Origin of the sequence: Corynebacterium sp. 21KM1197 (assembly GCF_033783015.1) — a bacterium.
Classification (GTDB): Bacteria; Actinomycetota; Actinomycetes; order Mycobacteriales; family Mycobacteriaceae; genus Corynebacterium.
This window is the reverse complement of sequence record NZ_CP123907.1, coordinates 1,647,680-1,673,697: the sequence shown is the minus strand read 5'-3', so window position 1 is coordinate 1,673,697 and position 26,018 is coordinate 1,647,680. Positions and strand designations below refer to the sequence as shown.

The 26,018-nt window shown below is 63.8% G+C and carries 26 protein-coding genes and 3 tRNA genes; 15 read left to right on the top strand and 14 right to left on the bottom strand.

What is annotated here, in order from left to right; genetic code table 11:
• Positions 1-33 precede the first annotated feature (33 nt).
• From OLW90_RS08115 to OLW90_RS08105, 3 genes are all read left to right on the top strand, one after another.
• A complete protein-coding gene (locus OLW90_RS08115) occupies positions 34-780 on the top strand; it encodes an isoprenyl transferase (protein WP_319649593.1) in 747 nt (248 codons plus the stop codon).
• A gap of 84 nt (positions 781-864) precedes the next feature.
• Positions 865-1,941 (top strand): VIT1/CCC1 transporter family protein, encoded by a 1,077-nt coding sequence (locus tag OLW90_RS08110; RefSeq protein ID WP_319649592.1) that lies wholly within the window; start codon positions 865-867, stop codon positions 1,939-1,941.
• A gap of 44 nt (positions 1,942-1,985) precedes the next feature.
• Positions 1,986-2,573 (top strand): maltokinase N-terminal cap-like domain-containing protein, encoded by a 588-nt coding sequence (locus OLW90_RS08105; RefSeq protein ID WP_319649591.1) that lies wholly within the window; start codon positions 1,986-1,988, stop codon positions 2,571-2,573.
• A gap of 18 nt (positions 2,574-2,591) precedes the next feature.
• Here OLW90_RS08105 and phoA read toward each other — a convergent pair whose 3' ends face one another.
• From phoA to OLW90_RS08090, 3 genes are all read right to left on the bottom strand, one after another.
• On the bottom strand, positions 2,592-4,094 hold the full coding sequence (gene phoA, locus OLW90_RS08100; RefSeq protein ID WP_319649589.1) for an alkaline phosphatase: 1,503 nt from the start codon (positions 4,092-4,094) through the stop codon (positions 2,592-2,594).
• A gap of 239 nt (positions 4,095-4,333) precedes the next feature.
• Complete coding sequence (locus OLW90_RS08095; protein ID WP_319649588.1) at positions 4,334-4,786, bottom strand: Fur family transcriptional regulator; 453 nt, start codon at positions 4,784-4,786, stop codon at positions 4,334-4,336.
• A gap of 59 nt (positions 4,787-4,845) precedes the next feature.
• Positions 4,846-5,193, bottom strand: a complete 348-nt coding sequence (locus tag OLW90_RS08090; RefSeq protein WP_319649587.1) for a metalloregulator ArsR/SmtB family transcription factor — start codon at positions 5,191-5,193, stop codon at positions 4,846-4,848.
• 482 nt (positions 5,194-5,675) lie between these two features.
• Here OLW90_RS08090 and OLW90_RS08085 point away from each other — a divergent pair, with 482 nt between their 5' ends.
• Genes OLW90_RS08085 through OLW90_RS08075 form a run of 3 tightly spaced genes read left to right on the top strand, consistent with a single transcriptional unit; the run spans position 5,676 to position 8,050 of the window.
• Positions 5,676-7,061, top strand: a complete 1,386-nt coding sequence (locus OLW90_RS08085) for a glycine--tRNA ligase (protein ID WP_319649586.1) — start codon at positions 5,676-5,678, stop codon at positions 7,059-7,061.
• A gap of 1 nt (position 7,062) precedes the next feature.
• Positions 7,063-7,575, top strand: coding sequence for a hypothetical protein (locus OLW90_RS08080; protein ID WP_319649585.1), 513 nt, complete (start codon positions 7,063-7,065; stop codon positions 7,573-7,575).
• 10 nt (positions 7,576-7,585) lie between these two features.
• Positions 7,586-8,050, top strand: a complete 465-nt coding sequence (locus tag OLW90_RS08075; RefSeq protein ID WP_319649584.1) for a hypothetical protein — start codon at positions 7,586-7,588, stop codon at positions 8,048-8,050.
• Here the strand turns inward: OLW90_RS08075 and OLW90_RS08070 are convergent.
• A complete protein-coding gene (locus OLW90_RS08070; RefSeq protein WP_319649583.1) occupies positions 8,047-10,035 on the bottom strand; it encodes a TPM domain-containing protein in 1,989 nt (662 codons plus the stop codon). The two genes, OLW90_RS08075 and OLW90_RS08070, sit on opposite strands and share 4 nt — an antisense overlap.
• 35 nt (positions 10,036-10,070) lie before the next feature.
• On the opposite strand from OLW90_RS08070, the gene OLW90_RS08065 reads away from it, so the two are divergent.
• On the top strand, positions 10,071-11,366 hold the full coding sequence (locus OLW90_RS08065; protein WP_319649582.1) for a deoxyguanosinetriphosphate triphosphohydrolase: 1,296 nt from the start codon (positions 10,071-10,073) through the stop codon (positions 11,364-11,366).
• Between the two features lie 22 nt (positions 11,367-11,388).
• On the opposite strand, the gene OLW90_RS08060 is transcribed toward OLW90_RS08065, so the two are convergent.
• Together OLW90_RS08060 and OLW90_RS08055 are read right to left on the bottom strand one after the other, a co-directional pair.
• The gene (locus OLW90_RS08060) at positions 11,389-11,631 is read right to left on the bottom strand and encodes a hypothetical protein (RefSeq protein ID WP_319649581.1); all 243 of its coding nucleotides are present in this window, start codon (positions 11,629-11,631) and stop codon (positions 11,389-11,391) included.
• A 5-nt stretch (positions 11,632-11,636) separates the two neighbouring features.
• Positions 11,637-12,101, bottom strand: coding sequence for a ribonuclease domain-containing protein (locus tag OLW90_RS08055; protein WP_319649580.1), 465 nt, complete (start codon positions 12,099-12,101; stop codon positions 11,637-11,639).
• Positions 12,102-12,176: 75 nt separating this feature from the next.
• Here OLW90_RS08055 and dnaG point away from each other — a divergent pair, with 75 nt between their 5' ends.
• The gene (dnaG, locus tag OLW90_RS08050) at positions 12,177-14,072 is read left to right on the top strand and encodes a DNA primase (RefSeq protein ID WP_319649579.1); all 1,896 of its coding nucleotides are present in this window, start codon (positions 12,177-12,179) and stop codon (positions 14,070-14,072) included.
• Here dnaG and OLW90_RS08045 read toward each other — a convergent pair.
• Positions 14,069-14,311 (bottom strand): hypothetical protein, encoded by a 243-nt coding sequence (locus OLW90_RS08045; RefSeq protein WP_319649578.1) that lies wholly within the window; start codon positions 14,309-14,311, stop codon positions 14,069-14,071. The two genes, dnaG and OLW90_RS08045, sit on opposite strands and share 4 nt — an antisense overlap.
• 172 nt (positions 14,312-14,483) lie before the next feature.
• A tRNA-Ile gene (locus OLW90_RS08040) sits at positions 14,484-14,560 on the bottom strand.
• A 189-nt stretch (positions 14,561-14,749) separates the two neighbouring features.
• Here OLW90_RS08040 and OLW90_RS08035 point away from each other — a divergent pair.
• The 4 genes from OLW90_RS08035 (at position 14,750) to OLW90_RS08020 (ending at position 17,723) form a co-directional block, all read left to right on the top strand.
• A tRNA-Asn gene (locus OLW90_RS08035) sits at positions 14,750-14,822 on the top strand.
• A gap of 217 nt (positions 14,823-15,039) precedes the next feature.
• The gene (locus OLW90_RS08030) at positions 15,040-16,305 is read left to right on the top strand and encodes a phosphatase PAP2 family protein (RefSeq protein WP_319649577.1); all 1,266 of its coding nucleotides are present in this window, start codon (positions 15,040-15,042) and stop codon (positions 16,303-16,305) included.
• Between the two features lie 46 nt (positions 16,306-16,351).
• Positions 16,352-17,179 (top strand): serine hydrolase domain-containing protein, encoded by an 828-nt coding sequence (locus tag OLW90_RS08025; RefSeq protein ID WP_319649576.1) that lies wholly within the window; start codon positions 16,352-16,354, stop codon positions 17,177-17,179.
• 193 nt (positions 17,180-17,372) lie between these two features.
• Positions 17,373-17,723 (top strand): hypothetical protein, encoded by a 351-nt coding sequence (locus OLW90_RS08020; RefSeq protein WP_319649575.1) that lies wholly within the window; start codon positions 17,373-17,375, stop codon positions 17,721-17,723.
• On the opposite strand, the gene OLW90_RS08015 is transcribed toward OLW90_RS08020, so the two are convergent.
• From OLW90_RS08015 to aceE, 4 genes are all read right to left on the bottom strand, one after another.
• Complete coding sequence (locus tag OLW90_RS08015) at positions 17,672-18,517, bottom strand: HAD-IIA family hydrolase (protein ID WP_319649574.1); 846 nt, start codon at positions 18,515-18,517, stop codon at positions 17,672-17,674. The two genes, OLW90_RS08020 and OLW90_RS08015, sit on opposite strands and share 52 nt — an antisense overlap.
• A gap of 39 nt (positions 18,518-18,556) precedes the next feature.
• Positions 18,557-18,994: a hypothetical protein gene (locus tag OLW90_RS08010; RefSeq protein WP_319649573.1), complete on the bottom strand. Its 438-nt coding sequence runs from the start codon at positions 18,992-18,994 to the stop codon at positions 18,557-18,559.
• A gap of 2 nt (positions 18,995-18,996) precedes the next feature.
• A complete protein-coding gene (locus OLW90_RS08005) occupies positions 18,997-19,296 on the bottom strand; it encodes an acyl carrier protein (RefSeq protein WP_319649572.1) in 300 nt (99 codons plus the stop codon).
• A gap of 68 nt (positions 19,297-19,364) precedes the next feature.
• Complete coding sequence (gene aceE, locus OLW90_RS08000) at positions 19,365-22,103, bottom strand: pyruvate dehydrogenase (acetyl-transferring), homodimeric type (RefSeq protein ID WP_319649571.1); 2,739 nt, start codon at positions 22,101-22,103, stop codon at positions 19,365-19,367.
• A 285-nt stretch (positions 22,104-22,388) separates the two neighbouring features.
• Between aceE and OLW90_RS07995 the strand changes: the two genes are divergently transcribed.
• The 3 genes from OLW90_RS07995 to OLW90_RS07985 all read left to right on the top strand — a co-directional run bounded on the left by OLW90_RS07995 (position 22,389) and on the right by OLW90_RS07985 (position 23,672).
• Positions 22,389-22,799, top strand: a complete 411-nt coding sequence (locus tag OLW90_RS07995; RefSeq protein ID WP_319651855.1) for a DUF3052 domain-containing protein — start codon at positions 22,389-22,391, stop codon at positions 22,797-22,799.
• A gap of 72 nt (positions 22,800-22,871) precedes the next feature.
• A tRNA-Val gene (locus OLW90_RS07990) sits at positions 22,872-22,944 on the top strand.
• A gap of 485 nt (positions 22,945-23,429) precedes the next feature.
• Positions 23,430-23,672, top strand: a complete 243-nt coding sequence (locus tag OLW90_RS07985) for a hypothetical protein (protein WP_319649570.1) — start codon at positions 23,430-23,432, stop codon at positions 23,670-23,672.
• Positions 23,673-23,821: 149 nt separating this feature from the next.
• Here OLW90_RS07985 and OLW90_RS07980 read toward each other — a convergent pair whose 3' ends face one another.
• Positions 23,822-25,228, bottom strand: a complete 1,407-nt coding sequence (locus OLW90_RS07980) for an FtsX-like permease family protein (protein WP_319649569.1) — start codon at positions 25,226-25,228, stop codon at positions 23,822-23,824.
• The gene (locus OLW90_RS07975; protein ID WP_319649568.1) at positions 25,225-25,911 is read right to left on the bottom strand and encodes an ABC transporter ATP-binding protein; all 687 of its coding nucleotides are present in this window, start codon (positions 25,909-25,911) and stop codon (positions 25,225-25,227) included. The genes OLW90_RS07980 and OLW90_RS07975 overlap by 4 nt, the downstream gene beginning before the upstream one ends.
• Positions 25,912-26,018 lie beyond the last annotated feature (107 nt).

Below are 26,018 nucleotides of genomic sequence, written 5' to 3'. Positions count from 1 at the left end.
CGGTAAGCAGCACCCGCTGCGTAGAATGGCCGGGTGACCGCTGAGAACCAGAATCTTCAACCCCCGCAGATCCCGGCGCAATTCCTGCCCCGGCACATCGCCCTGGTCATGGACGGTAATGGCCGGTGGGCGCAACAGCGCGGCATGAAGCGCACGGAGGGGCACCGGCGCGGCGAGGCCGTGCTCATGGAAGCCGTGGACGCCTGCTTGGCAATGGGCGTGTCCTACCTCTCCGCCTACGCCTTTTCCACGGAGAACTGGCGGCGCAGCGCGGAGGAGGTGCGCTTCCTCATGGGGTTTTCCCGCGATGTCCTGCACCGCCAGCGGGACATTCTGCATGACAAGGGCGTGCGCGTGGTGTGGGCGGGGCGCCGCCCGCGCCTGTGGCGCTCGGTGATTAAGGAGTTAGAGGCGGCGGAGGAACTCACCCGCCATAACACCCGCATGACCCTGGTGATGTGCGTGAATTACGGCGGACGCGCGGAGATCATCGACGCCACCCGACGCATCGCCACCGAGGTCGCGGCGGGTAGGCTGCGCCCGGAGCAGATCACGGAAAAGAGCTTTCAGCAGTGGCTCTACGATCCGGCCATGCCGGACGTGGATCTCTTCTTGCGCCCCTCGGGGGAAAAGCGCACCTCGAATTTCCTGCTGTGGGAATCGGCCTATGCGGAGATGATCTATCAGGACAAACTCTTTCCGGACTTTGGCGCGCAGGATCTCTTTGCAGCGGTGGAGGAATACGCGCGCCGGGATCGTCGTTTTGGCGGAACCGCCTGATTTTTCTTGCGTCCGCTCTTCCCCCGCGCGCGGCGGGGGCGTAGCATAACCCAGGATTATGCCCACCCACCCGGAGAATCACGAGTGAACACGTCACCCCCTCCCACCCGCAAGCAGATTCAGCGCTGGCGGCAGTACCTCGCGGACGAGCGTGCCGAGGCCGCCGTGTACCGCGAACTTGCCCGCAAGAAAACGAGGGAGGAGCGCGAGATCCTGCTCAAACTCGCGGAGGCGGAATCCCGGCACGAGGAATACTGGCGCGAGAAACTCGGGGACGAGGTGGGCATGCCGCAGCGCCCGGGGCTGAAAACCCGCTTCATCGGGTGGCTGGCCCGCCGCTTTGGCTCCGTGTTTGTACTGGCGATGATGCAGAGCGCGGAGGCGCGCAATCCCTATAGCAGCGATGATGATGCCCCCGGGCAGATCGCGGCGGACGAGCACGTACATTCCGAGGTGGTCAAGGGGCTGGCGGCGCGCAGCCGCGAGCGCATGTCCGGGGACTTCCGGGCCGCGATCTTTGGGGCCAACGATGGCCTGGTGTCCAACCTCGCTCTGGTGATCGGCGTGATGGGCTCGGGGGTATCTTCCTCGATGATCCTGATTACGGGAGTCTCCGGCCTGCTGGCCGGCGCGTTGTCCATGGCGGTGGGGGAATACATCTCCGTGAAGTCCCAGGCGGAACTCCTGGAGGCCTCCACCCCGCAGGAGGATACCGCCACGCTGCTGCCGGAGCTGGACGTGAATGCCAATGAGCTAGCCCTGGTGTTCCGGGCGCGCGGATACAGCGAGGAGGAGGCCGAGGAGCGCGCCCGGGAGGCCTTTTCTCAGGCGCACGCAGCGGCGTCCGAGGCGGCGGCGGGTGAGTCCGAGGCGGAGGATGTCAAGGATGGGGCATGGTCGGCCGCGATGTCGAGTTTCCTGTGCTTTGCCGCCGGGGCGCTCATTCCGGTGCTTCCCTTCCTCTTTGGGGCCTCGGCCCTGGTGGGCGGGGTGGTGGCCATCGCCCTGGTCTCCGTGGCCTTGCTGTGTACGGGAGCGTTCACCGGCATTCTCTCCGGCAAGCCCCCGGTACCGCGCGCGCTGCGGCAGTGGTTGGTGGGCATGGGGGCCACGGCAGTCACCTACGTGCTGGGCGTGCTCTTTGGTCAGGTCATTGGCTGATCTTTAGCGGGTGCGGCGCGCCGGGCTGTGGCATTCTGGTGGGCATGAGCGATAACCAGAACGCGGCAGAGGTTTATGCGGAGGTCTACGCGGACGCGCAGTTGGAGCCCGGCAAGGAGGATTTCCAGCGTCGCTTCCTAGAGCGCGAGGGACTATTGAACCCGGGGGATACCTTCACCGCGCTGGCCGCCTGGCGGCTCATCGACCCCGAGGGGCAGGTGGGTATGGAGGTGGCCGTGATAGCGCTCAACGACGGCCTGGTGCAGGTGCCGCTGACGTATCGCCCGGGCCCGCTCCCGGACACGGAGGGGTTGCTGGGGGAGATGGCGCACTCGGTGCTGGGTACCCGCTATATTTACGACGCCCGCCGCGACCCCGTCTTTGCGGCCGCGCTGCGGGAGGTGGTGCGCGCGGGCGGGCAACCGGTGGCAAAGCAGAACGTGAAAACCGGGGAGATTATCCCCTCGCCGGTACGGTTCCAGATCACCCCAGGTGAGCACACCGAGGTAGCGGTGCGGGTGGAGGAGGCTTTCGACGACGCCACCCTAGCCGCGATCCCGGGCACCATCGTGGGCACCTGGGACGAAGAGGGCCAGCACCGCAGCGCGGTGCTGGCCAGGCCGAGGGCTTAACAGGGGCTTAAGAACTAGTTAAATCCCGAGAGCCTCGGTCACGGTGAAGAAGAGGTCGGTCTGATCGCTCAGGCCGGCCACGTTGGCGGAGTTCGGGCCAAAGGCTGCGATCCGCAACTGGGTACCCGTGTGCTGCTGAGACTCCTCGATGTCGTCGGAGGTGGCGTAGCTCAGGGTCATCTCCGCGCCCTCCTTGGTGCGCAGCTTGCGGGTCAGGCCGGGGTAAAGGCCCTCTTCCTCCTCATCCTCGTTGGGCACGATCTGGCTGCTGTGCGCGTGATCGGCGGTGACCACCACCAGGGTCTCGCCGTCGGCCTTGGCAAACTCCAGGGCCTTTTGCACGGCCTCGTCCAGGTCCACGGTCTCACCGATCTGCCCACAGGGGTTGGCGGCGTGATCCTGCTTATCGATGGAGGCCCCTTCCACCTGGAGGAAGAAGCCCTCCTCCTTGTCCTTGAGCAGGTCGATGGCCTTGGAAGTCATGTCCGCCAGCAGCGGCACCTCGGAGGTGCGCTCGGGGTTATCGGTGCAGGTGGCGGCCTCCTCCAGGTAGCCGCCTTTGGCGGCCTTGGGGCCCTCCCAGCGTACCGGCATGTTCCCCTCGGAGAAGAGCCCCAGCACGGGCTTATCCTGGTTAGCCTCGGTGATCTTGCTCAGTTCCTCGGCGTTGGTGGGCAACTGGTAGCCGCGCTCGCGGGCCTGCTCCAGCAGCGTCTTGTCCTTGTACTCTCCGGCCCGAGCCTTTGCCTCAAAGCTCTCCGCCCCGCCACCCAGGGTGACGTCCGCGCGGGTTTCCAGAATCTGCTCGGAGATGGAGCCGCGTCCGCCGTTTTCCAGGGCGTTCTCCGGGCACTCCTCCGCCGTGGATTCCGGGTCATAGCAGGAGCGGTCGCTCACGTGAGCGGCCTGGACGGCGGGGGTGGCATCCTGAATCTCGGCGGTGGAGACGTTGCCGGTGGCCAGCCCGGCCTTCTTGGCGCGCTCCAAGATGCTTTCCTGGTCCTTGCCGTCCTTGTCCACGGAGATGGCGCCGTTATAAGTCTTGGTGCCGGTGGCCCAGGCGGAGCCGGAGGCGGCGGAATCGGTGACGTAGTCCGGCTTGCCGTCCTTGTCCACGGAGTAGTGGGTGTACTGGCCGGTCACCGGGAGCGCGTCCAGGCCCTTGAAGGAGCCGCCCGCCCCCTCGGAGTAGTTGCGGGCGGAGGTGATCTCGGAGTCGCCCATGCCGTCACCGATCAGGAGGATCACGTTCTTGGCCCCGGTCTTGCTGACGGCCTCCTGGAGGCTGGCCGCCTGGTCCTCGCGGAGGCGGCGTGCGCCGCCGTGCTCGGCAACGTTGCCTGCCGCCGAGCGGTCGTAGGCGGCCTCGGCCTGGGACACCGGAGCAATGGACTCGCTGGCCTGACGCTCGGTATCCTGCTGCGCGGCGGTATCGGAGTTATCGGCGCTGGAGCATCCGGCGATGAGCGCGAGGCTGGTCAGGACGGCTGCGGTGGGGAGAATACGACGGGTATAAGACATAGCTACTCTTCCAAAAGGTGATGAACCAGGAACAAAACGAGCACTGCTCAGGAGAAAAGGTAGGGGGTCTTTGTGAACACCACGTAGCCAAAAGAAACCCCTCAGGTGAAAACCTGGTGAACGGAAAGTGACGTAGCTTAGTCTGTGCTTAGTTATCGGGGTGCTGGGTGGGTGGGATGCCCGGGGAGGGCGCGGCTCATCGGTGTGGCGCGCCGGGGCAAACGGGCCCTTGGCCTTCCTTAGTCCTCCGCGTTGTTGCTCGCCTGCTCCTGGCGGGCGCAGCACTCGGGGCACAGCCCGTAGATCTCGGCGTCATGCCCGGTGAGGCTGAAGCCGTAGTGGGCGGCCACCTCCTTGGCCCAGTGCTCCACGGGGCCGCCGTCGATCTCCTTGGTGGAGCCGCACTCGGTGCACACCAGGTGGTGATGGTGGTCCTCGCTGAGGCAGTGACGGTAGAGGCTTTCACCCCCGGCCACGCTGAGCACGTCCACGGCGTGGACGTCGGCCAGCGATTGCAGGGTGCGGTACACGGTGGAAAGGCCCACGGGGGTGCCGCGCTGGGTGAGTTCGTGGTGAATGGTTTTGGCCGAGGCAAAGTTATTCAGTGCAACGAGCGCGTCGATCACCGCGGCGCGCTGCTTTGTGTTGCGCGCGCCGAGTTTGGGTGCCCGTGCTGCGGGGCCTTTATTCATGCGTCCGTGTCCTTCCCCGTATATCCCCGTGGCGTCCTTGGGTTCTGCAACGCAGGGTACTACACGGGCGTGGCCGGGGCCGGAGGCGCGGTGTCGAGGTCTTGCTGGGCGGTATCCGCGAGGTCAATCTCGGCCACGGGTTTGAGCAGGTGCGCATGGGCGGTGGCGGAGAGGGTGATGATGTCGCGGAAGAAGTCGTGTAATTCCGGGGTGCTGAGTTTGTAGCAGCGGCTGCGCCCCTGGGGGTGGGAGACCACGATTCCGGCGTTTTTGAGTACCCGCAGGTGCTGGCTGATCAGGGGCTGGGGGCGCCCCAGTTGCGTCACGATCTCGCTGACCAGGTATTCGCGTTCCACCAGGAGGGAGAGGATACTGACGCGGATTTCCGAGTCGATCGCGCTAATCACTGAGCTGGCAGCGTGGCTGCGAGCAAGGAGTGGGCGTGTTTCTTCGGTGTGTCCTGCCATATCGTTCTCGTCTATAAATCGTCCAGTAACTAGTAACCAAAGATGATAGACCAAAAGGTGGAGGTTTGTGTTACGGGTAAGATTTTCCTGAATGATTCTAGTCACAACACTGTCAGCTTGGCGATATATTCTTCGCTTCTGCCTGTCACTCTGGTGATAAGCGGCCGGGACTGGGGCGAGGGGAGGGGAAGCGGGGGTGCCCAGGGGAGGGGGCAGGTGGGTGTCCACGCGGCGTCGGTGGGCTGAGGTTAGAATAGCGAGGAACTTCCCTTCCGCCGCATGCGGCGATATTTAAGGACTAGGCATAAAGCCCTCGCGGGTGCGTAGCGACGTCGCAAAGCCCCCGCGAGCGGACGCGCCAGCCCGCCGCGGGCGGCCGGGAGGGATACATTGGCGATTACTACTAGGAGGAATCTCCCCTTATGGCGCAGCAGTCCGTCATCGAAACCGTGGTCAATCTGTGTAAGCGGCGCGGTCTGGTCTATCCGGCGGGCGAGATTTACGGTGGTACCCGCTCCGCCTGGGACTACGGCCCGCTGGGCGTGGAACTCAAGGAGAACATCAAGCGCCAGTGGTGGCGGCACATGGTGACCTCCCGCGCGGACGTGGTGGGCGTGGATACCTCCGTGATTCAGCCGCGCCAGGTGTGGGTGGCCTCCGGTCACGTGGAGGTATTCACCGACCCCCTCGTGGAATCCCTGTACACGCACAAGCGCTACCGCGCGGATCACCTCATCGAGGCGTATGAGGAAAAGCACGGGCACCCGCCGGAGAACGGCCTGGCGGACATTAACGATCCCGAGACCGGTCAGCCGGGTAACTGGACGGAGCCGCGCGCCTTTTCCGGCCTGCTCAAGACCTTCCTCGGCCCGGTGGACGATGAGGAGGGGCTGCACTACCTGCGCCCGGAGACCGCCCAGGGTATCTTCATCAACTTCAAGAACGTGATGAACTCCGCGCGCATGAAGCCCCCGTTCGGCATCGCCAACATCGGCAAGTCCTTCCGCAACGAGATCACGCCGGGTAACTTCATCTTCCGCACCCGCGAGTTCGAGCAGATGGAGATGGAGTTCTTTGTCAAACCCGGCGAGGACGAGCAGTGGCACCAGTACTGGATTGATAACCGCTACCAGTGGTACGTGGATCTGGGCATTAACCCGGAGAACCTGCGCCTGTACGAGCACCCGCAGGAAAAGCTCTCACACTATTCCAAGCGCACCGTGGACGTGGAGTACGCCTTTGGCTTTGCCGGTTCCCGCTGGGGCGAGCTGGAGGGCGTGGCCAACCGCACGGATTATGACCTGCGCGTACACGCGGAAAGCTCCGGCGAGGACCTGAGCTTCTATGACCAGGAGGCCGACGAGCGCTGGATCCCGTATTGCATCGAGCCGGCCGCCGGCCTGGGGCGCTCCATGATGGCCTTCCTGGTGGACGCCTACACGGAGGACGAGGCCCCCAATGCCAAGGGCGGGGTGGACAAGCGCGTGGTGCTCAAACTGGATTACCGCCTTTCCCCGGTCAAGGTAGCCGTGCTACCCCTGTCCAAGAAGGAACCGCTGGCGGGTAAGGCCAAGGAACTGGCCGATACGCTGCGCGCGTACTGGAACATTGATTACGACACCTCCGGTGCCATCGGCCGCCGCTACCGTCGCCAGGACGAGATCGGCACGCCGTTCTGCGTGACGGTGGACTTTGACACCCTTGAGGACGATGCGGTGACGGTGCGTGAGCGCGACACGATGGAACAGGAGCGCGTGAAGATCGCCGATCTTGAGGCCTACCTGGCACAGCGCCTGCTGGGGTGCTGAGATGACGTTCCCGGCACGCTACACCTCCTGGGGCCAGCGCGGCTCCGCCACGCCCCTGCTGATGGAGGAGGGGCCAGAGGAACTGGGCACCTTTGGGGTGGAGCGCGCCACCGTGGGCGAGCAGTCCTGGATACTCCACGCCACTAAGGATCAGGCCACCGCCACCACCGAGGCGGGAGAAACGTTTGCGCTCGCGGGCAACCGTGCCAGGGCTAAGAATCTCACCGCGGATCTTGGTGGCAGGACCGTGACCTTCCTTAACGAGTCGCGCCAGGATTGGGTGATCGAGGACGCTCACGGAGCCAAGATCGCCCAGTTCTCCGGCGGAAATAACGGTGTGCGGCGCTGCGTGCTGGAAGTAGAGGAGGGCGCGCAGGTGTCCACCACGGAGGTGGTGGCGCTGAGTTGGTTCGTGCGCCTGATCCTGGAGGCCCGGTTGCGCGCCTCCTCTACGGTGCTCATCATCACGCTGGTGGCCGCCACGCTCATCGCGGTGTTGGCGATCCTGCTCTAAGGAGAATCACGTGGCCAAGGCAGCGGAGGGAGTGTGGGTCTGGCAGGGAAATGAGCTTATCGACGCCAACGGCCAGACCATCGCCTCCGTGCGCTCGGACGTGCTCTACTGCGGGGAGGATCGCCTGCTCATCGAGAGCGCTTCCGAGGGGCCGCGCTTCCGTGCCCGCGCCACCTCCATGAGTGGCGGGGTATTCACCATCACCCAGGCGGGCTTTACCGTGCAGCGGTTGCAGGCGCGCTGCATGGAGCGGGAATACGAACTCGTGCGCAGCAGCCTATGGCGCAAGCAAAGAATAATCACCAGCGAGGGCACGCCGCTGGTGGTGGTGCGTCCGCTTATCAGTGGGCGCGTGGAAATCGAAAAAGCCCCCGAGGCCCCCCGCTCCATTATCACGCTTGACGCGGTGTTTTTATCCTGGGGCTGCGTGCTCGTGGATTCCCCGGTACGCCGCCCCCGGCTCAGCCGGGGTTAGAAACTCCCGCCAAAGGCGTTATCGCCATCCTCGTAGCCGTCACCGAAGCCACCGCCAAAGCCCCCGTGGTTGCCCCCGCCGCCGAGGATATTGCCGATCACCATGCCGGTGATCAGGCTTCCGGCGCCGGAGCTAAAGTCCTGGCGGCGCTGCTGCCGGTAGTGCTCATCAATATCGCTTTGCGCGGCCCGCATGGCCACCTGGGCTCGCTGCGTGGCCTGGCGTGCGGCCTCCACGGCCTGACGCAGATCCTGTGCCTCCAGGGACTCCGCGCGCTGGAGGAGCTGCCGAGCCTCGGAAAGGTAGGTGCGGGCCTGCGCGCCCACGAGCCGACCACGCGAGGAAATAAGATCCTCCGCCGCCTGAATGGTGGTGTGGGCGGCATCGCGGTGCTGGCGGTACATGCGCACCAGGCGGTCTTGGGTTGAGGTGGTTTCCCGCAGTGCGTCCAGCCGCTCGTCGAGGCGGGCATCCAGGTCATTGAGGTCGGTATAGATCCCCAGGGGATCCTCTGTGCCCTGGCGCTTCGCCTTATCGACGAGCCCGCGAGCCTCCGCCACCAGGTCATCGAGGGCAGCCCAATCTGCCTGAGCCCCGTTGGCGGTGCCGCGAGCGCGCAGATCCTCGGCTTCCGCGATCTCCTCCTGGACCTCCTCCACCAGGGATTCCAAGGAGGCCCGCGCGGTGGCGATATTCTCATCGGCGTGTTCCACGGCGGAGAGCATGCGATCGGCCACCTCCACGGCGTGCTCGGCCTCGCGCAGCACCATCACCAGTCCGCCCTGCTGTCCGGCGGGCTTTTGCGCGAGGGACCGCGCAGCGCTCAGGGAGTTCTCCGCAGCGTCCAGGCTGGCGGCCGCCAACTCCGGGTTATCCCGCACGGAGGTCAGGGTGGTCTCCGGGTAGCGCTTGGTGAGGTTATCCAGGGTCTCGGTCACCTTGGGCAGGCGCGCGCGAATATCCACGGTGCGCTGGGTGACCTCCGCGATCTTATTATCCGCATTAAGCAGAAGATTCCGCATATCGGCAAAATCCTTGGCCTGCTTGTCCAATTCCTTTTGCGCGGCGGAGCAGGAGGTAATCACCTCCGTGAGCAGGGTGCGCTTTTCCTCATCCGTTTCCGGGATGGCGTCGTGGAGTTGATCGTGAATGTCGTAGGCGCGCCGCAATGCGGATTGCGCCTTATCCAGGGCGCGCCTAAACGGGCGGGTGCGCGCGGTGCCAAACTCTGAGGTGGCCACGGCCAGTTCCTCCTCGCCCCGGCGAATGGACTCGTCTGTGGCCACAAAGTAATCATCGGCCACCTGGCCCAGGGCGGGGATGGGGAGTTGCCTCAGTGAGGTGGTATCGGTGGGGTCCATGCGCCGCGCGCTTTCCACCACCTGCTTCTTTTCTTCCTTGCGCCGCTTGCGTCCCAGATACCAGATCCCGCCCCCGGCGCCCACCACGGCCACGGCACCGGCACCGAGCCAGGCCACGGAATCCCCGGAGACCTGGCCGCTGGATTCGGCGGTGTCGATGAAGGTGGAGGCTGCGGCATGATAATCTCGCTCGGCCAGCGCGGGGATGACCGCGTTATACAGGGAGCCTATCTCCGATCGGGACCATGATTGGCCGCCATCGGTTCCGTATTGATTAGTGGTGGTATTGATGACCAGAACCGCTAAGTTGCCGCCACCATTCGCCTTGAGGAATTGCGTGGACCAGGTTTCCCCAGAAACTCCATCAAAGCTATCCACAAAGGCGATCTTGAGGTTGCGTTGATGGGATTTGAGGAACTGGGAAATGCGTTGCTCTAATTCCGTAATCTGCTCGTCGCTGAGCACCCCGGATTGATCGTAAATCGCCTCGCCAAAGGCTTCCGGCGCGGCGGCAAGCACATGTTCGGAGGCGATTTCCTGCGCCGTAGCGGCGGCGGGTATAAGAGCAATGGTGCAGGCCGCGGCTGCGGCCAAGGTTCGTTTTAACGGGATACTTGCCATCATGGGGCCAGGATACTCAACTGGATAAGATAGGGGCGATGAGCACGAGGCACACGCACCATTACACCGCTGAGGACGGCGAACGCCGATTTTCCGAGGCCCCCAAGGGCAGTGGCCTGGGGAGTTATTCCCAGGAGCAGCGCAGCGCGTTCTCCCGCGATCGGGACCGGGTGCTGCACTCGGCGGCGTTGCGTCGATTAGCGGATAAAACTCAGGTGGTGCGGCCCCGCGATGGCGATACCCCGCGCACCCGGCTCACGCACTCCCTGGAGGTGGCGCAGATTGCCCGGGGCATGGGCACCGGCCTGGGGCTGGACCCGCACCTGGCGGAGCTGGCCGGGCTCACCCACGATATTGGGCACCCTCCTTACGGCCACAACGGCGAACGGGCGCTTAACGACGTCGCCCAGGACTGCGGGGGATTCGAGGGCAATGCGCAGACGCTGCGGATACTCACCCGCCTGGAGCCCAAGGTGCTCGATGAGCGGGGGCAGAGTTTTGGCCTGAATCTTACCCGCGCGGCCTTGGACGCCACCTGCAAGTATCCTCGCCTGCGCACCAATCCCGATGGTTCCCGCAACCGCAAGTACGGCTGCTACGACGAGGACGCCGCGGTGCTGGACTGGGTGCGCAAAGGCCACGGCGATGAGACTCCCTCGATGGAGGCGCAGGTGATGGACTGGGCAGATGACGTGGCCTATTCCGTGCACGATGTGGAGGACGGCATCGTCTCCGGGCGCATCTCCCTGGGCGTGCTGTGGGACTTTGTGGAACTGGCCAAACTCGCAGAAAAAGGAGCGCGAGCCTTTGGCGGCACCCAGGAGGAACTGGTGGAGGCGGCCGATGGCCTGCGCAGGCTACCCCTGGTGGCGCAGTGCGCGGAGTTTAATGCCAGCCTGCGGGCGCACGCCACGCTGAAAAAACTCACCAGTGAGTTGGTGGGTAGGTACGTCTCCTCCACGATTCAGGCGACCCTAGCGGAGCACCCCCGGGGGATGGGGTGGCTGGGCCGAACCCAGGGCAGGCTCGTGGTACCCGATCAGGCGCGCGCGGAGGTCATGCTGCTCAAAACGATCGCCGTGCTCTACGTGATGGATGAGCACCGGCACCTGGTGCGCCAGGATCAGCAGCGCGATCGCATCTATCGGGTGTTCGATTACCTCTGCGCGGGCGGCCCCGGCGCCCTGGACCCCATGATGAGGCAGTGGTGGCACGAGGCCTCTAGCGAGGCGGGGCGCCAGCGCGTGGTGATCGACCAGATCGCCTCGATGACGGAATCACGCCTGGAACGCCTGGCGCGCCGGGCGGCGAACCTGGCGGACTTTTGGGGATGAGCGGGGATAAGCGAGGCGGCGGTTAGCGCTGAAGGGTGATCCCCAGATCGTCAAGGACGGTGCGCACGGCGCGATCCTCCTCCTCGGGGAGGTTCCACTGCGCGGAGATGATGGTGTGCACCTTGGCCTCGCGCAGAAGGTCGGCCATGCCGTCCAGGTTGGTGGGGGCGGGGCGCCCCTCCTGGCAGAGGCAGCACCCCAGGGCCTGATAAAGATCGTGGCGTGAGGTCAGCGGGCAGGTGAGAAGCAGGGGATTATGCGTCATGGGGATTACTCGGCGTCGGGGATTTCGCAGAAGGATTCGTAGTGGTCCGAGGTGTAGTACCACACCTCGGGATCGGTGGGCTGGGTGCCGCCGGTGACGATGCGGCGTGGGCCGCGATGGTTAAGGCCGGGGGTTCCCACGGTGTACTCGCGGTAATAATTGCGATCCTGCTGGGGCAGGATGCCCTCGTAGTTGCCAAAGCGGGTGCCGTCATTATCGGGGTAGTCAAAGGGGCCACCGGTCACGATTGCGTCGATGACCTCATCGGCCTCCTGGGGCAGGCTGTCCAGGGAGCAGGTTTCCCCGGTGGGGTCCGAAGCAGGGGAGGCGGTGGTGCTGCTCGCAGTGGTAGTGGTGGTGGAAGATGAATCGCCTAGATCCAGCCCGAACCAGGCCGCCACCCCGGCCACGGCTATGCCTCCGAGGGAGGCGAGGACGGTGCGCAGCCGGGTGCGGGGTTGAGCAGTCATGCCATGTATCTTGGCACGCCGAGAATCCCGCGCGGAACAGGCCCCGTGGTTTGACCGCGCCGGTAAGTTGGAGGCATGGCTAAGGGACGCATACCGGAGAGCGATATTCAGGCGATCCGCGAGCGCACGCCCATCGAGGAGATCGTGGGGGAATACGTGCAGCTCAAACCGGGAGGATCGGATTCGCTCAAGGGCCTTTCCCCATTTAAGGATGAGAAAACGCCATCCTTCCACGTGCGCCCCAATCGTGGTTATTATCACTGCTTTTCCACGGGCAAGGGCGGCGATGTGTTCTCCTTCCTCATGGAGATGGAGCACATTACGTTCCCCGAGGCGGTGGAATACTGCGCGGAGAAGATCGGCTACCAGATCAATTATCAGGGTGGTGGGCCCGGCAGGCGGGAGGAACCGGGAACCCGGCAGCGGCTCATTGCCGTGAATAAGGCCGCGCACCAGTTTTACCGCGAGCAGTTGGAGACGGATCAGGCCGCGCCCGCGCGGCAGTTCCTGCTGGACAGGGGATTTTCCCAGGAGCATATCTATGCCTTTGAGTGCGGTTATGCCCCCGAGGGCTGGGATACCCTCACCAAGGTGCTTTTGGCCAAGGGCTTTAGCTTTAAGGAATTAGAGGCGGCCGGGGTCACCAAGATGGGAAAGCGCGGCCCCATTGATCAATTTCACCGCCGCCTGCTGTGGCCCATCAAGAATATGTCCGGGGACGTGATCGGCTTTGGTGCCCGCAAACTCTTTGAGGATGACAAGCTGGGCAAATACATGAACACCCCGGAGACCCTGCTGTATCACAAATCCAAGGTGCTCTTTGGCCTGGATCAGGCGAAAAAGAGCATCGCTGCGGGCCACCAGGCCGTGGTGGTGGAGGGATACACGGACGTGATGGCCATGCACGCCGCCGGGGTGACCACCGCCGTGGCCTCCTGCGGCACGGCCTTTGGCGATGAACACCTGCAAATGCTGCGCCGCCTCATGCTGGACGATCATTACTTCCGCGGGGAACTCATTTACACCTTTGACGGTGATGAGGCCGGGCAAAAGGCCGCCATGCGTGCCTTTGAGGGCGATCAGAAGTTCACCGGACAGTCCTTTGTCTCCATTGCTCCCGACGGCATGGATCCCTGCGATCTGCGCCTGGAAAAGGGGGATAGCGCGGTGCGCGACCTGGTGGCGGATCGCGTGCCCATGTTCGAGTTCGTGGTGCGTTCCATGCTCTCGCAGTATTCCCTGGACACGGTGGAGGGTCGCCTCCAAGCGCTGCGCCGTACCGTGCCCGTGGTGGCGGGGATCCGCGATCGGGTGCTGCAAAGCGAATACGCCCGCCTGCTTTCCGGGTGGATCGGCTGGTCCGATCCCAACGAGGTTCTCCGGCAGGTGCGTCAGGAGGCCGCGCGCCCCAAGCGGGCGGAGCCGCGCCGAGCCCGGCGTTTCGACGCCGCCACCAGCGATCCGGTGCCGCAGGCGGCGTCGATAGTCATGCCCAATCCCCGCAATCCCGCGCTGTGGCCGGAGCGGGAATCGCTGAAACTGGCTTTGCAATACCCGGAACTCACCGGCGGTTACTTTGATGGCATGGGCAAGGAGGCCTATACCCACCCGGCCTATCGCGCGGTGCGCACCGCCATTGCGGACGCCGGGGGTTGTGCCTCCGCGCAGACGGGTGCGCAGTGGATCGCCCAGGTTGCCGATCACATGGCCGATCTCACCGGGCGTTCCCTGGTTTCGGAGTTGGCGGTGGAGGATCTGCGCATGGAGGAATCGCAGATGAGCGGATACACGGATTCGGTGCTTTCGCGCCTGCAAGAGGTGCAGGTGGGCAATCAGATAGCGGAATTAAAGGGGCAGTTGCAGCGCATGCGCCCCTCCGATGATGAGGTGGCCTATAATTCCCTCTTTGAGGATCTGGTGGCCCTGGAAAAGGCACGGCGGGATCTTCAGCAAAGGGCGCTGGGGGGTTAATCCTCGTCCGGCTCCAGGATCGTGCTGGAATCCTCCCGGCGCAGGTTTTTTACTTCCTTCATGCGGGGCTGGGGGTCAAGGCGATCGGCTAGGGCCTTGCGGCCCGCCTTGAGGGCGTTTTGGGTGACCTCGGAGTTCACGGCGGCCTGGTAGCCTTTTTTGATCTGGTGGTAGCGTTTGCGCCCAGCCTTGGTGCCAAGGACATAACCGGCGGCGGCGCCGATGACGAGTTGGATCATGGAGTGCTCAACGTCCTAACTGATCGCGGGGACAGGGCAGGGGACTCCGTTGGGGGAGCCACGCTTGGGGTACATCCTACAGGGATTGCCGGGGAGCAGGGGATATGGAAAAGGCAGCCCAGGAACCAATGATGGCTGGGCTGCCGTGATGAAGAACGCCTCCACTATTAAATGGTGGGGCCACCGGGGCTCGAACCCGGGACCAACGGATTATGAGTCCGTAGCTCTAACCGACTGAGCTATAGCCCCACGGAGAATGAAGCGGGGCGCTTTTCATCGGTACTGAGTATATACAGCCCCCATGCTCCGCCAAAGGCGGCCCTACGTGCCGCGGGATCGCGCCCGGGAATATCCGCAGTGACCAGGCGATTTGTCCCTTTCTTCCGGGTGGAACTATAGTAAGTCCTCGTTGCCGCCGAGGTGATCGGCGCAAGATAATCCTCCATAGCTCAGTTGGCAGAGCATTCGACTGTTAATCGAAGGGTCACTGGTTCGAGCCCAGTTGGAGGAGCAGAATAACCCCTTGGGAGAGATCGTTTTCTCCCAAGGGGTTTTGAGTATCCTATGGAAAATTGCCCCAGCGTTTACGGAGCCGTAACCGTGCGTTCATCTGGGTGCGGCAGGTTATATCGCGGTAGAGCAATCGCGGCCCTGGGTATGGTGAGTTCGGAGTGCGGAAGAAGCCAGCACCGGGGCACCAGAAATACGGAAAGCAAAGAGAGCACAGCATGAAGTACAGGGCGATGACGCGGGCGGCGGTGGCCTCGGGGGTAGTGGTGGCGCTGGGTGTGGGGGTCCCCGCCGCTCCGGCGCAGGAGATGCCGCAGGAGTTGTCCTCGGCGTCGGCAAGCGCCGCGGAGCACCTGCCCGCGAACCCGGTGTTGGTGCCCGCCCCGGTGCAGCATGAGGGCGCACCGGTGCCGCAGCAGTTTGCCCCGGAGCGCGTGCTGCGCTGGTATCAATCCGATGCTTCCTCCCACGGCGGCTTTTATTTCCCGGTGGTGGATGCCTTCGACCAGTTGCGCAGCGAGCACCCCGAGGTGATGCACCACAATCTAGAGGAGGTGGTGCGCATTAATAATGCCGCTGCGGCCGATCCTCAGTTGGTGGAGCGCGCCCTGGCGGACGATCACGATGATCTCATGCTCACCATGTCCGAGGCCTGGGGCACGGAGTTAGGCCGGGCATTCAGCCAGGCGGTGGCGGAGAATCGGTTGCCCAAGACCTCGCAGTTGCTTTCCGGCACCCTGGCGCGCGGCGGGGGCCTGGCTTCCTCCACATTCGCGGAGAAGTACTGGTTTGGCTATGACCGTCCCTTTGTGGTGGCCCCGGATCGCATTACCCGCTATCACCGCGAGGGCGGGGACGATGAGTATTCCACCACGCCCTCCTATCCCTCGGGGCACACGAACATGGCCACGTGGAGGTCCGCCGTGATGGCGGCTCTGGTGCCGGAGCTGGGGGCACAGATGCTGGCGCGCGGCTCCGAGGTGGGCTATCACCGCCTGGTGATGGGCGTGCATTATCCCCTGGACGTGATCGGTGGGCGCATGTCCGGCATGGCGGCGGCGGCCGATCGCCTGAATGATCCGGAGTTCCGCTCCCTGATCCGGGAGGCGGCGGCGGAGGTGCGCGCGGAGTTGGAGTGGCGCTGCGGGGCGTCGATAGCCGAGTGCGCGCAGCGCGGGCAGCAGTACCTGAGCGCGCAGGGAGCCCAGGAGGCGTTCACACAGCGCATGAACTATGGCTTTGAGCAGGTGGGGCAGGCGGGCGCACCGATGGTGGTGCCGCAGGGCGCGGAGGTGCTTTTGGAGGCCAGGTTCCCCGATCTCACCCCGCAGCAGCGCGCGCAGGTTTTGGCCCTGACGGCGCAGGATTCCGGGTACCCCCTGGATAAGACCGGCCCCGAGGGCTCCTGGCAGCGGCTGAATCTGGTGGCGGCGTGGAACGCTCAGCCCGTGGTACAGCCGGACGGCACCGTTACTCTGGGGTAATTGCGGGCCGATCGTGGCTTAAGGTCGCGCGGGTAGCATGTGGGGCATGACTGCTCCCGCGCTGCACCAGGTACTCCAGGAAACCCAGGATTGGCCGGCCGATCACGTGGCCGCCGCCGTGCTCACCGGGGGCCGAGAGCACGCGGTGGGGGATATGCACCGCTCGTTTCCCCTGGCCAGCGTGACCAAGCTGCTTTCCGCCTATGCCGCACTGCTAGCCGTGGAGGAGGGGGCGGTGGGCCTCGACGACCCGATGGGCCCGCCCGGGTCCACGGTGCGCCATCTGCTCGCGCACGCCTCCGGGGTGGCCTTTGATTCTCGCGAGCAGGTCAAGCCGGTGGGGCAGCGCAGGATTTATTCCTCGGCGGGCTACGAATTGCTTGCCGACGCCCTGACGGACCTCACCGAGATTCCCTTCCCGGAGTACCTGCGCGAGGGAGTGTGCGCGCCGCTGGGCATGGAGTCCACCTTCCTGGAGGGCTCGGCTGGGCACGGCGGAGTATCGACGGCCGCCGATCTCCTGCTCTTTGCCCGCGAACTTCTCTCCCCGACGCTCCTGCACCCGCAGACGGTGCGCGAGGCGTTCTCCCCGCAGTTCCCCGAGCTGCGGGGAATAGTTCCCGGCTATGGAATGCATAAACCATGCTCCTGGGGCCTGGGCTTTGAGATTCATGGGGAAAAGCGGCCGCACTGGGTGGGGGAGTCCATGCCGGGAGACGTGGTGGGGCACTTTGGCATGACCGGCACGTACCTATGGGTGGCCCCGGAGCACAACTGCGCGATGGTGGCGCTCACTGACCGGGACTTTGGCCCCTGGGCGGCGGAGCGCTGGGCGGAGACGAACGATCGGGTATGGGCCGCCGTGACGGGATAAGCCTGAACTAGAACTTGAATAATCGGGGGATAAAGCGGCACTTGAGAGTTGCCGCTTTATTGCTATCCGGTGGAAACTCGAACGCAGCGTCAATGTGAATGGTAGAAAGCCACCGCGAGATCGTTGGGGAAGACGAAACTCGTCTGGTGCCGCCCACATGGGCGGCATGGATTGTGCCGAAGGAACCCACACAATGACCACACTTTTGCTTGATCCCCCGGTGGAGTCCTTGGCAGAGGGCTCCACGGAGGTTTGCTACGGCGTTCTTGCCATCGAGGGCATGCCCAGGGCCCTGCGGCCCCGGGTGGAGGCCCTCATGGTGGAATGCCTGCGCAGCCAGCCCCTGGCCGCGCTGCCGGGTACCGATCCCCTGGAGGCTCACTGGTACACCCGGTGGCACCACGATGCCTGGGGTGCCCTGTGCTGCCGCGAACCGCTCACCGCCACCCGGGAGGAGTTCGCGTGCTTTGAGCGCGCCCTGGCGGTTCTGGCTCAGGCCGAGGGCTTCGATGCCTCGGTGGAGGAACCCTCCGAGGAGGAATAAAAGCTGCCGTCCCCAAAGGGATCGTCCCAGCACTCCGCCAGATCCGCCACGGAATCCAGCACCCTGGTGGGGCGGTAGGGGTAGCGGTTAATCTCCGCGTCATCGGAGATCCCGGAGAGCACCAGGATCGTGCGCATGCCGGCCTCCAATCCGGAGCGCATATCCGTGTCCATGCGATCCCCGATCATCACCGTGCGCTCGGAGTGGGCACCGATGGTGTTGAGCGCCGAACGCATCATTACGGGGTTGGGTTTGCCCACGTAATAGGGCTCCTGCCCGGTGGCCGCCGTGATCAGCGCGGCCACGGAACCCGCCGCCGGGAGCAGGCCTTGAGGGGCGGGGCCGGTGACATCGGGATTGGTGCAGATGAAGCGCGCGCCGCCCAGAATCAGGTTGATCGCCGTGGTGATCGCCTCAAAGGAATACGTGCGCGTCTCGCCCAGCACCACAAACTCGGGATCGTTGTCCGTGAGAATCCACCCGGCCTCGTGCAGCCCGGTGGTCAGCCCGGATTCCCCGATCACGTAGGCGGTGCTTTCCTCCTCCTGGCTCTTCAAGAAGTGCGCGGTGGCCGTGGCGGAGGTCCAAATGCGCTCGGCGGGAATATCCAGGCCGGTGTTGCGCAGCCGCGCGGAGAGATCGCGCGGGGTGTGGATCGAGTTATTGGTGAGCACCATGAAGTTGATGTCATGGTCATAGAGGGCCCGGAGGAAGCGATCCGCGCCGGGGATCATCTCTCCCTCCTTGATGAGCACGCCGTCCATGTCGGAGAGGTAGGAAATATGGGCAGTCATACGCTCCATTGTGCTCTACTGCGTGGGGCGGCAGGGGGATTACTCACCGTTAGATTCGTCTATTTCTTTAGGGCGCGGCTTTGTGGGAACTTTCCAATAGTTCCAGCCCCAGAGCACGTTCCAGATGAATAATGCCACCCAGGCATAGAAAAACGGATCCGTTTTGGTGTGGTAGGGGTGGGAATCGGGATCGCTTTTGGCCACAAAGAAAATGCTCAGAAAGGCCAGCACCACGATCACCGCGAGGTACAGGAGCGTGAGCCACACCGATTGGAGCCGAAAAGCGGCATCGAGGGTGAGCATGAGGAGGACGCTACGGGCGAGCCCGCGAACGTGCTGGCCGAGGAAGTAATTGTGGCCGCCACCCCACCCGGACCACACGGCGATGATATAAGTGCGCTGCTTTGTCCTGGTGATGGGGCCCTGCCGCATGTAATCGAGTTCTTCGTCGATGTACTCCGGGGTATAACCAAACATCGTTACCGGGCGGCGCTATCGAGGAACTGGACCACGTCCCCCACGGTGTCAAAATCCGCCACGGTATGCCCCTCTAACCTCACCCCAAAGGCCTCTTCCGTTTTAACGGTGATCTCCACGAGATCGAGGGAGGTGGCCCCGGTATCGTCGCGCAGCCGGGTGTGGGGTTGGATCTCCTGAACATCGCGGCCGGTTGCCTCGGCTACGATGAGGGCCAGCCGCGCCAGGGTGCCCTCGGGTTTTTCCTTTTCCTGCGTTTCCGCCCCGAACTTGGCCGCTAATTGGTCAGCAAGGTTTCCCATATCTCCATAAGTATAGCGGGGAGACTCTACTTAAAGAGTCTCCCCGCTACCTGGGCGTCACGCGGATATTACGCGCGCGTGGGATCGTCCAGGTGGAAGCGCTCGGCGGCGTCGGCAGCCACCTGCATGTCAATCTTCCCCTCGCGGGCCAGGCCGATGAGCACGGCCACCACCACGGATTCCGCGTCAATGTTGAAGTGACGGCGGGCGGCAGGGCGGGTATCGGAGAAGCCAAAGCCATCGGCACCCAAGACGAGGTACTCGCCGGGCACGTAGGCGCGGATCTGCTCCTGCAAGTCCGTGGCAAAGTCGGACACCGCCACGTACGGCCCGGAACCCTGCTTGAGCTGCTTGGTGGCAAAGGGCTCAGGGTGATCGCCCGCGGGGTGGCGCAGGGTCTCCTTGTTGATCTTGGCGCCGTCGCGGGCCAACTCCACCCAGGAGGTCACGGAGAAGATGGAGGCCTTGACGTCAAAGTCCTCGGCCAGGATCTCCTGCGCCTTCAGGGCGGCCTGCATGCCCACACCGGAGGCCAGGATGGAGGCGTCCAGCGAGCCCTTGTTGCCGCGATCGTAAAGGTACACGCCCTTGTGCAGGCCCTCCACATCTAGGTTCTCCGGCTCGGCGGGCTGCGGGATCGGCTCGTTGTAGATGGTGAGGTAGTAGATCACGTCCTCGCCACGGCCGGGGCCGTACATGCGGTCGATGCCCTCGCGCACCAGGTGCGCGACCTCGTAGGCAAAGGCGGGATCGTAGGAGATCACGCCGGGGTTGGTGGAGGCCAGGATCTGGGAGTGGCCGTCCATGTGTTGCAGGCCCTCGCCGGTGAGCGTGGTGCGCCCGGCGGTGGCGCCGAGGAGGAAGCCGCGGGCCATCTGATCCGCGGCGGCCCATATGGAATCGCCGGTGCGCTGGAAGCCGAACATCGAGTAGAAGATGTACAGCGGGATCATGGCCACGCCCTGGGTGGCGTAACTGGTACCGGCCGCGATGAAGGAGGCCATGGAACCCGCCTCATTAATGCCCTCGTGCAGAATGTGGCCGTCGGTAGCCTCGCGGTAGGAGAGCATGAGGTCATGATCCACCGGCACGTAGTTCTGCCCGTGCGGGTTGTAGATCTTCATGGTGGGGAACCAGGAATCCATGCCAAAGGTGCGGGCCTCATCGGGAATGATGGGCACCAGGCGATCCTTGAGTCCCTTATCCCGCATGAGTTCCTTGAAGGTGCGGACCAGGGCCATCGTGGTGGCCACGGCCTGCTTGCCGGAGCCCTTACGCACCGAGCGCAACTTATCAATCGGTGGAACCGCAAGGGGCTCGTAGGACTCGCGGCGCTCCGGGAGGTAGCCGCCGAGTTCGCGGCGGCGCTCCTTCATGTACTTGATCTCCGGGGAATCCTCGCCGGGGTGGAAGTACGGGGGCAGCTTGGGATCCTTCTCCAATTCCTCATCGGAGATGGGAATGCCCTGCTTATCTCGGAAGAGCTTGAGGTCATCCAGCGTGAGCTTCTTCATCTGGTGGGTGGCGTTGCGGCCCTCGAAGTTGTGGCCCAGCCCGTAGCCCTTGATGGTGTGGGCCAGGATCACGGTGGGGCGATCTTTGGTCTCCAGGGCGCGCTTGTAGGCGGCGTAGATCTTGCGGTAATCGTGACCACCGCGGCGCAGGGCCCAGATCTGATCGTCCGTCATGTCCTCGACGAGCTTGAGGGTGCGCGGATCGCGGCCAAAGAAGTGCTCGCGCACGTACGCGCCGTCGTTCGCCTTGAACGTCTGGTAATCACCGTCCGGCGTGTTGTTCATGATCTCCACGAGCGCGCCGTCTTTATCCTTTTCCAGCAGTTCGTCCCACTCGCGGCCCCACACGACCTTGATGACGGACCAACCGGCGCCACGGAAGAAGGATTCCAGCTCCTGAATGATCTGGGTATTGCCGCGCACGGGGCCGTCGAGGCGCTGCAAGTTGCAGTTCACCACGAACGTCAGGTTGTCCAGATTGTTCAGGGCTGCCTGCTGCAAGAGGCCACGGGACTCCGGCTCGTCCATCTCGCCGTCGCCGAGGAAGGCCCATACGTGCTGCTGCGAGGTGTCCTTGATGCCTCGGTTATGCAGGTAGCGGTTGAATCGAGCCTGGTAGATCGCGTCCATCGGGCCCAGACCCATCGACACGGTGGGGAACTCCCAAAAGTCCTTCATTCCGTGCGGGTGCGGGTAACTGGGCAGGCCGCCCTGCTCGCGGGAAACCTCCTGGCGGAAGCCATCGAGATCATCCTCGCTGAGGCGGCCCTCCAGGAAGGCGCGGGCGTACATGCCGGGGGAGGCGTGTCCCTGGAAGAACACCTGGTCACCGCCGCCGGGGTGATCCTTACCGCGGAAGAAGTGGTTAAAGCCCACCTCGTAGAGCGGGGCGGCACCGGCGTAGGTGGAAATGTGGCCGCCCACGCCGATCTCCGGGCGCTGCGCGCGGTGCACCATGATGGCGGCGTTCCAGCGGATCCAGCGCCGGTAACGCTTCTCAATTTCCTCGTCGCCGGGGAAGTCCGGCTCGGAGGAGGTGGGGATGGTGTTCACAAAATCCGTGGACAGCAGCGGGGGGAGCTGAACGCGCTTTGCCGACGCCCGCTCCAGGAGGCGGAGCATGAGGTACCGCGCGCGGTCGGGGCTGGAGCTATCCAGCAGTCCGTCGAGGGAATCCATCCACTCGCGGGTCTCCTCAGGATCGGAGTCATTCAGGTAGGACGCCACGCCATCGCGGATGAGGGCGAAGTTGGTGTCCTCCGTCGGATTTCCGCTGAGATTGCCCTCAGCCATAGGTAAACCTCCTGGGTTGTTCAGGTCTATATACAGGCGGGGCTTCACGCTCGGGGTTCCCTCGCATGTGAATGGCCACGCACACCTTAATAAAGTGTAGTGATAAGCCGTGGCGCGTGCCGCATGGGGACGGGGCTGAAAATAGGGAGAAAATCGGTCGAAGCCTGTATCCTGCTTGCAAAGAAGTAGATTGTGCCCGGCGACGCGCCCCTCACCCCGTGAGCGGCGGCACCACCGGGGAACAGGAACGGGAGGAATATCACAGTGGTGGACGCTCCGGACGTTATGAACAAAGACGTCCAGGACTATGCTCAGCGCCTTGGCATTCAGCAGGGCACCGTTGTTCAGGAAGTGGGCTGGGACGAGGATTGCGATAGCGCCATCTCCGAATCCATCGAGGATTTCCTGGGGGACGCGCTGCTGGACGAGGACACCGATGAGATCTGCGACGTGGTGCTGCTGTGGTGGCGCGAAGAGGATGGTGACCTCGTGGACGGCCTGGTGGACGCGGTGCGTCCGCTCTCCGATAACGGGCGCGTGTGGCTGCTCACCCCGGGCGCGGGTCGTCCCGGCACCGTGGAGCCGGGACTGATCGCGGAATCTGCTCAACTGTCCGGGCTGGTGCAAACAAAGGCGGAGCGCCTGGGGCAATGGCAGGGATCGTGCCTGGTGCAGCGCGGTTCTACGCGTAAGTAAACGACTGTGCTATACTCATTCGAGTTGCCTGAGCGCCGTGATATGCGGTTCTGCATGCGATACTCAGGTTCTGCGTCTTTAGCTCAGTTGGGAGAGCAGCTGGTTTACACCCAGCAGGTCGGCGGTTCGAGCCCGTCAGGACGCACTGGATAAAATACCAGTTCAAGGGCGGTTTCCCGGAAAAGGGAGCCGCCCTTTTGCTTTGCTGGTTTCACACTAGTTTCGCACTGGTTTTGCCTGTATCGGGCCCCTGGGTGCTCCTCTGGAAAATATGTTATCAATCTCATTTTTGTTTTTATGGGTCATTTACCTCTAGGCGCTTCTTCCGGTTGCCGTGGCAGGCTTCCCCAGCGCCAGACGTCAGACGATAAAGCGGGAATTGCGTGGTCATTACCCTCGTTGCTGCCGCCGTGCGGGCTTGTGCATACCGGAACCACGGGGGCGTCGATAGTAAAAGCGGGTGGGGCCATTCGTACCTTGACCCCGCGTGGTTCTCCCATTCGGTGCAGTGCCCGCCCGCGCAACCCTTTTGCTTCCGCTGAAGTTCGGTTATTCTTATCCGCGCATGGTGGGCCACGCCATAGAGGTTGTGGTCACACGCTTGTTGAACCTCTTGAGAAAGGACTCTCCATGAACCTGAAGCGCAAGTTTGCTATCTCCGCCGCCACCGTTGCCATCGCTGCCACCGCCGCTATCGCTCCGGCCACCGCCGAGACCGTGGTGGGCCAGGATCGTCCGGCCACCGGCCAGCAGGACGTTGTGGCTACCCAGACCACCGATGAGCAGCGTCTGGCTAACGCCGAGAAGGGCGTGGACATCTTCGCTAAGGTCGTTAAGACCATCGCGGACACCGTTGCTCGCTTCGTGGGCTAATTTTCCCGCGATCGCATAAAGCCTCCCTTCGCCGTGTATGAACGCACGGGTGCGGGGAGGCTTTACGCATTGCATGGTAAGTGGTTTTCGCGCTCGCAGAAGCAGAAAACCACCGGAACCACCAAAGCCACCGTATTTGCCGGGTGAGGCTAATCGTTCTTTCGCGTCTGAGTCTGGGCGGCGAGCACCCGCCGGCGCAGCGGCTCGGTGGCGATGACGGCGAGGAACGTGACCGCCCAGCCCGCCAGCAGGAAACAGAAAGAATACCCGATTCTCGCCGGCATATTGGCGTATTCGGACATGGTCAGCATGATGTTTCCCAGGCCAGCCCCACAGCAGAAGTAGAAGATTCCGAGCACCACCACCGGCAGCATGATCTCCGTGAGGCTTACCCGGGAGAGGAAGCCGCGCCGCACCCCCATGAGGTGCAGGGCGCGGGAAAGCGAGGCCGTCTCAAAGACCTCACTGGCCTGGGTCAGAAATACGGAGGTGCTGGTGATGAGGAAGCCAAAGCAGAGGGTGAGGATCGCGCCGGTGCTGATGTCGCTAAAAAGGAGGTTGATCCGGGGGTCCTCGCGGTAGACCCGCGTCAATTCATCCTCCACCAGGGGAGAGATGATGAGGTATCCCGCCAGAAAACCAAAGAACGCGATGGCGGAACTGCGCTTCCAGGCCACCCGAGCATTACTAGATATGCGCCTGCACGCCACCAGATGAGCGGTGCCGGGGAGGAGCGCCAGCGCTTTGCCAAGCGCTTGGAGAATATAGGGGGAAACGAGATTCACGCATAGGAGCAGGACAAACAGAAACGCGAGGGCGCTGAGCATGACGTTGAGATCCTGGGAGGCCACGTCCAGGTTATTCAATACCAGGACGGTGAGGGCCAGCACGATGAGAAAGATGATGAGGCGCCAGCGCTTCATCGCCGCGGGCATTTCCTGGCGGGCCACGCCCAGCGGGGTGACCCGCACGCGCTGCATGCCCATGAAGGCCGCGCCAAGGGCGAGGAGGAGCAGCAGCGCGGATACCGCGAGGTATCCCCACCACGGGAGCAGAATCTCGTGGAGGGCGATGGGGCGCTGCTGAAAACTCAGGCCGGTAAATAATGGCGCGCTCAGGAAGCTCAGAGCCAGGCCCAGGGCGATTCCCACCAGCGCCTGGAACCCGGTTTCCAGCACGGACATGCGGGTGATGTCCCGGGCGGAGAGCCCGAGCAAGCGGAGAGTAGCCAGGCGGCGCTCGCGCCCCGAGGCCCCGAGCACGGCGGCCTGGGTGATGAGATTGAAGAGCGCGGGCAGGATAAAAGCGCAGGCAAAGAGCACCAAGACGAGCCAGTTACTAAGATCCAGTTCCTCGCGCACAATCGCGGTGGCCTCCTCGGGGTGCTGCGTGTGCTGCCAGAACATCCAGGTTCCTCCGGCCACGAGGAAGGCCACGGTGGCGCTCACGGTGAGGGAGAGAATCGCCAGGGCGTGGATCAGCCATACCCCGGCGTGGGAACGGAGGCTGGCCTTGTGTAGATCAATAACGAGCCTCGTTAGCAGGGAAGTGTTCATCGCGCACCCCGCAGCAGACGATCGTCGTGGATGATGCCATCGCGGATTTCCACCCGGCGCTCCAACCACTGGGCCACCTGAACATCATGGGTCACCATGATGAGGCTCGTGCCGGAGCGCTGCACCAGGGCCGTGAGGAGTTGCATGACCTCGTGGCCGGTACCCTGATCCAGCGCGCCGGTGGGCTCATCGGCAAAGACGATGGCGGGCTCGGGTGCCAGGGCGCGGGCGATGGCCACGCGCTGGGCCTGCCCGCCGGAGATTTCGGCGGGGCGGCGCTCGGCAATATCACCAAGGCCCAGTTGGTCGAGGAGGTGTTGGGCGCGCTGGCGGGCGGCCTTTCTGCTCAGCCCGGTGAGCAGGGCGGGGAGGGCGATGTTTTCCAGGTTGGAGAGTTCCGGCAGCAGTTGGCCGTCCTGGAATACAAAGCCGAAGTGCTTCAGGCGCAGGCGCGAGCGCTGGTGATCCGGGAGCGCGGAAAGGCGGGTGTCACCAAAATACACGTGGCCGTGCGTGGGGGTGAGCACCCCGGACATGCAGTGCAGGAGGGTGGATTTGCCGGAGCCGGAGGGCCCCATGATGGCCACGGTTTCCCCGGCATTGATGGTCAGCGAAATGCCGGTGAGAACGTCATGGCCGCCGTAATCCTTGGTGATGTCAGAAACTCTCAGTGAATGTGTCATGGCTGCCATTTCATTCGGTGACGCGGGAATAAACCAGAGTGCTGGCAATGATTATGCGGGTAGTGCTGGCAATACCCCCATTTTTACCCTCGCATTACTGTGGGACT

What these genes read in the sequence shown, in the direction of transcription:
- aceE (WP_319649571.1), bottom strand. Translation starts at nt 22,103, where the DNA reads ATGGCTGAGGGCAATCTCAGCGGAAATCCGACGGAGGACACCAACTTC.
- OLW90_RS08055 (WP_319649580.1), bottom strand. Translation starts at nt 12,101, where the DNA reads ATGACTGCTCAACCCCGCACCCGGCTGCGCACCGTCCTCGCCTCCCTC.
- phoA (WP_319649589.1), bottom strand. Translation starts at nt 4,094, where the DNA reads ATGTCTTATACCCGTCGTATTCTCCCCACCGCAGCCGTCCTGACCAGC.
- OLW90_RS07975 (WP_319649568.1), bottom strand. Translation starts at nt 25,911, where the DNA reads ATGACACATTCACTGAGAGTTTCTGACATCACCAAGGATTACGGCGGC.
- OLW90_RS08030 (WP_319649577.1), top strand. Translation starts at nt 15,040, where the DNA reads ATGAAGTACAGGGCGATGACGCGGGCGGCGGTGGCCTCGGGGGTAGTG.
- OLW90_RS07980 (WP_319649569.1), bottom strand. Translation starts at nt 25,228, where the DNA reads ATGAACACTTCCCTGCTAACGAGGCTCGTTATTGATCTACACAAGGCC.
- OLW90_RS08070 (WP_319649583.1), bottom strand. Translation starts at nt 10,035, where the DNA reads ATGATGGCAAGTATCCCGTTAAAACGAACCTTGGCCGCAGCCGCGGCC.
- OLW90_RS07995 (WP_319651855.1), top strand. Translation starts at nt 22,389, where the DNA reads ATGAACAAAGACGTCCAGGACTATGCTCAGCGCCTTGGCATTCAGCAG.
- OLW90_RS08005 (WP_319649572.1), bottom strand. Translation starts at nt 19,296, where the DNA reads ATGGGAAACCTTGCTGACCAATTAGCGGCCAAGTTCGGGGCGGAAACG.
- OLW90_RS08065 (WP_319649582.1), top strand. Translation starts at nt 10,071, where the DNA reads ATGAGCACGAGGCACACGCACCATTACACCGCTGAGGACGGCGAACGC.
- OLW90_RS08105 (WP_319649591.1), top strand. Translation starts at nt 1,986, where the DNA reads ATGAGCGATAACCAGAACGCGGCAGAGGTTTATGCGGAGGTCTACGCG.
- OLW90_RS08085 (WP_319649586.1), top strand. Translation starts at nt 5,676, where the DNA reads ATGGCGCAGCAGTCCGTCATCGAAACCGTGGTCAATCTGTGTAAGCGG.
- OLW90_RS08010 (WP_319649573.1), bottom strand. Translation starts at nt 18,994, where the DNA reads ATGTTTGGTTATACCCCGGAGTACATCGACGAAGAACTCGATTACATG.
- OLW90_RS08015 (WP_319649574.1), bottom strand. Translation starts at nt 18,517, where the DNA reads ATGACTGCCCATATTTCCTACCTCTCCGACATGGACGGCGTGCTCATC.
- OLW90_RS08025 (WP_319649576.1), top strand. Translation starts at nt 16,352, where the DNA reads ATGACTGCTCCCGCGCTGCACCAGGTACTCCAGGAAACCCAGGATTGG.
- OLW90_RS08020 (WP_319649575.1), top strand. Translation starts at nt 17,373, where the DNA reads ATGACCACACTTTTGCTTGATCCCCCGGTGGAGTCCTTGGCAGAGGGC.
- OLW90_RS08045 (WP_319649578.1), bottom strand. Translation starts at nt 14,311, where the DNA reads ATGATCCAACTCGTCATCGGCGCCGCCGCCGGTTATGTCCTTGGCACC.
- OLW90_RS08080 (WP_319649585.1), top strand. Translation starts at nt 7,063, where the DNA reads ATGACGTTCCCGGCACGCTACACCTCCTGGGGCCAGCGCGGCTCCGCC.
- dnaG (WP_319649579.1), top strand. Translation starts at nt 12,177, where the DNA reads ATGGCTAAGGGACGCATACCGGAGAGCGATATTCAGGCGATCCGCGAG.
- OLW90_RS07985 (WP_319649570.1), top strand. Translation starts at nt 23,430, where the DNA reads ATGAACCTGAAGCGCAAGTTTGCTATCTCCGCCGCCACCGTTGCCATC.
- OLW90_RS08060 (WP_319649581.1), bottom strand. Translation starts at nt 11,631, where the DNA reads ATGACGCATAATCCCCTGCTTCTCACCTGCCCGCTGACCTCACGCCAC.
- OLW90_RS08095 (WP_319649588.1), bottom strand. Translation starts at nt 4,786, where the DNA reads ATGAATAAAGGCCCCGCAGCACGGGCACCCAAACTCGGCGCGCGCAAC.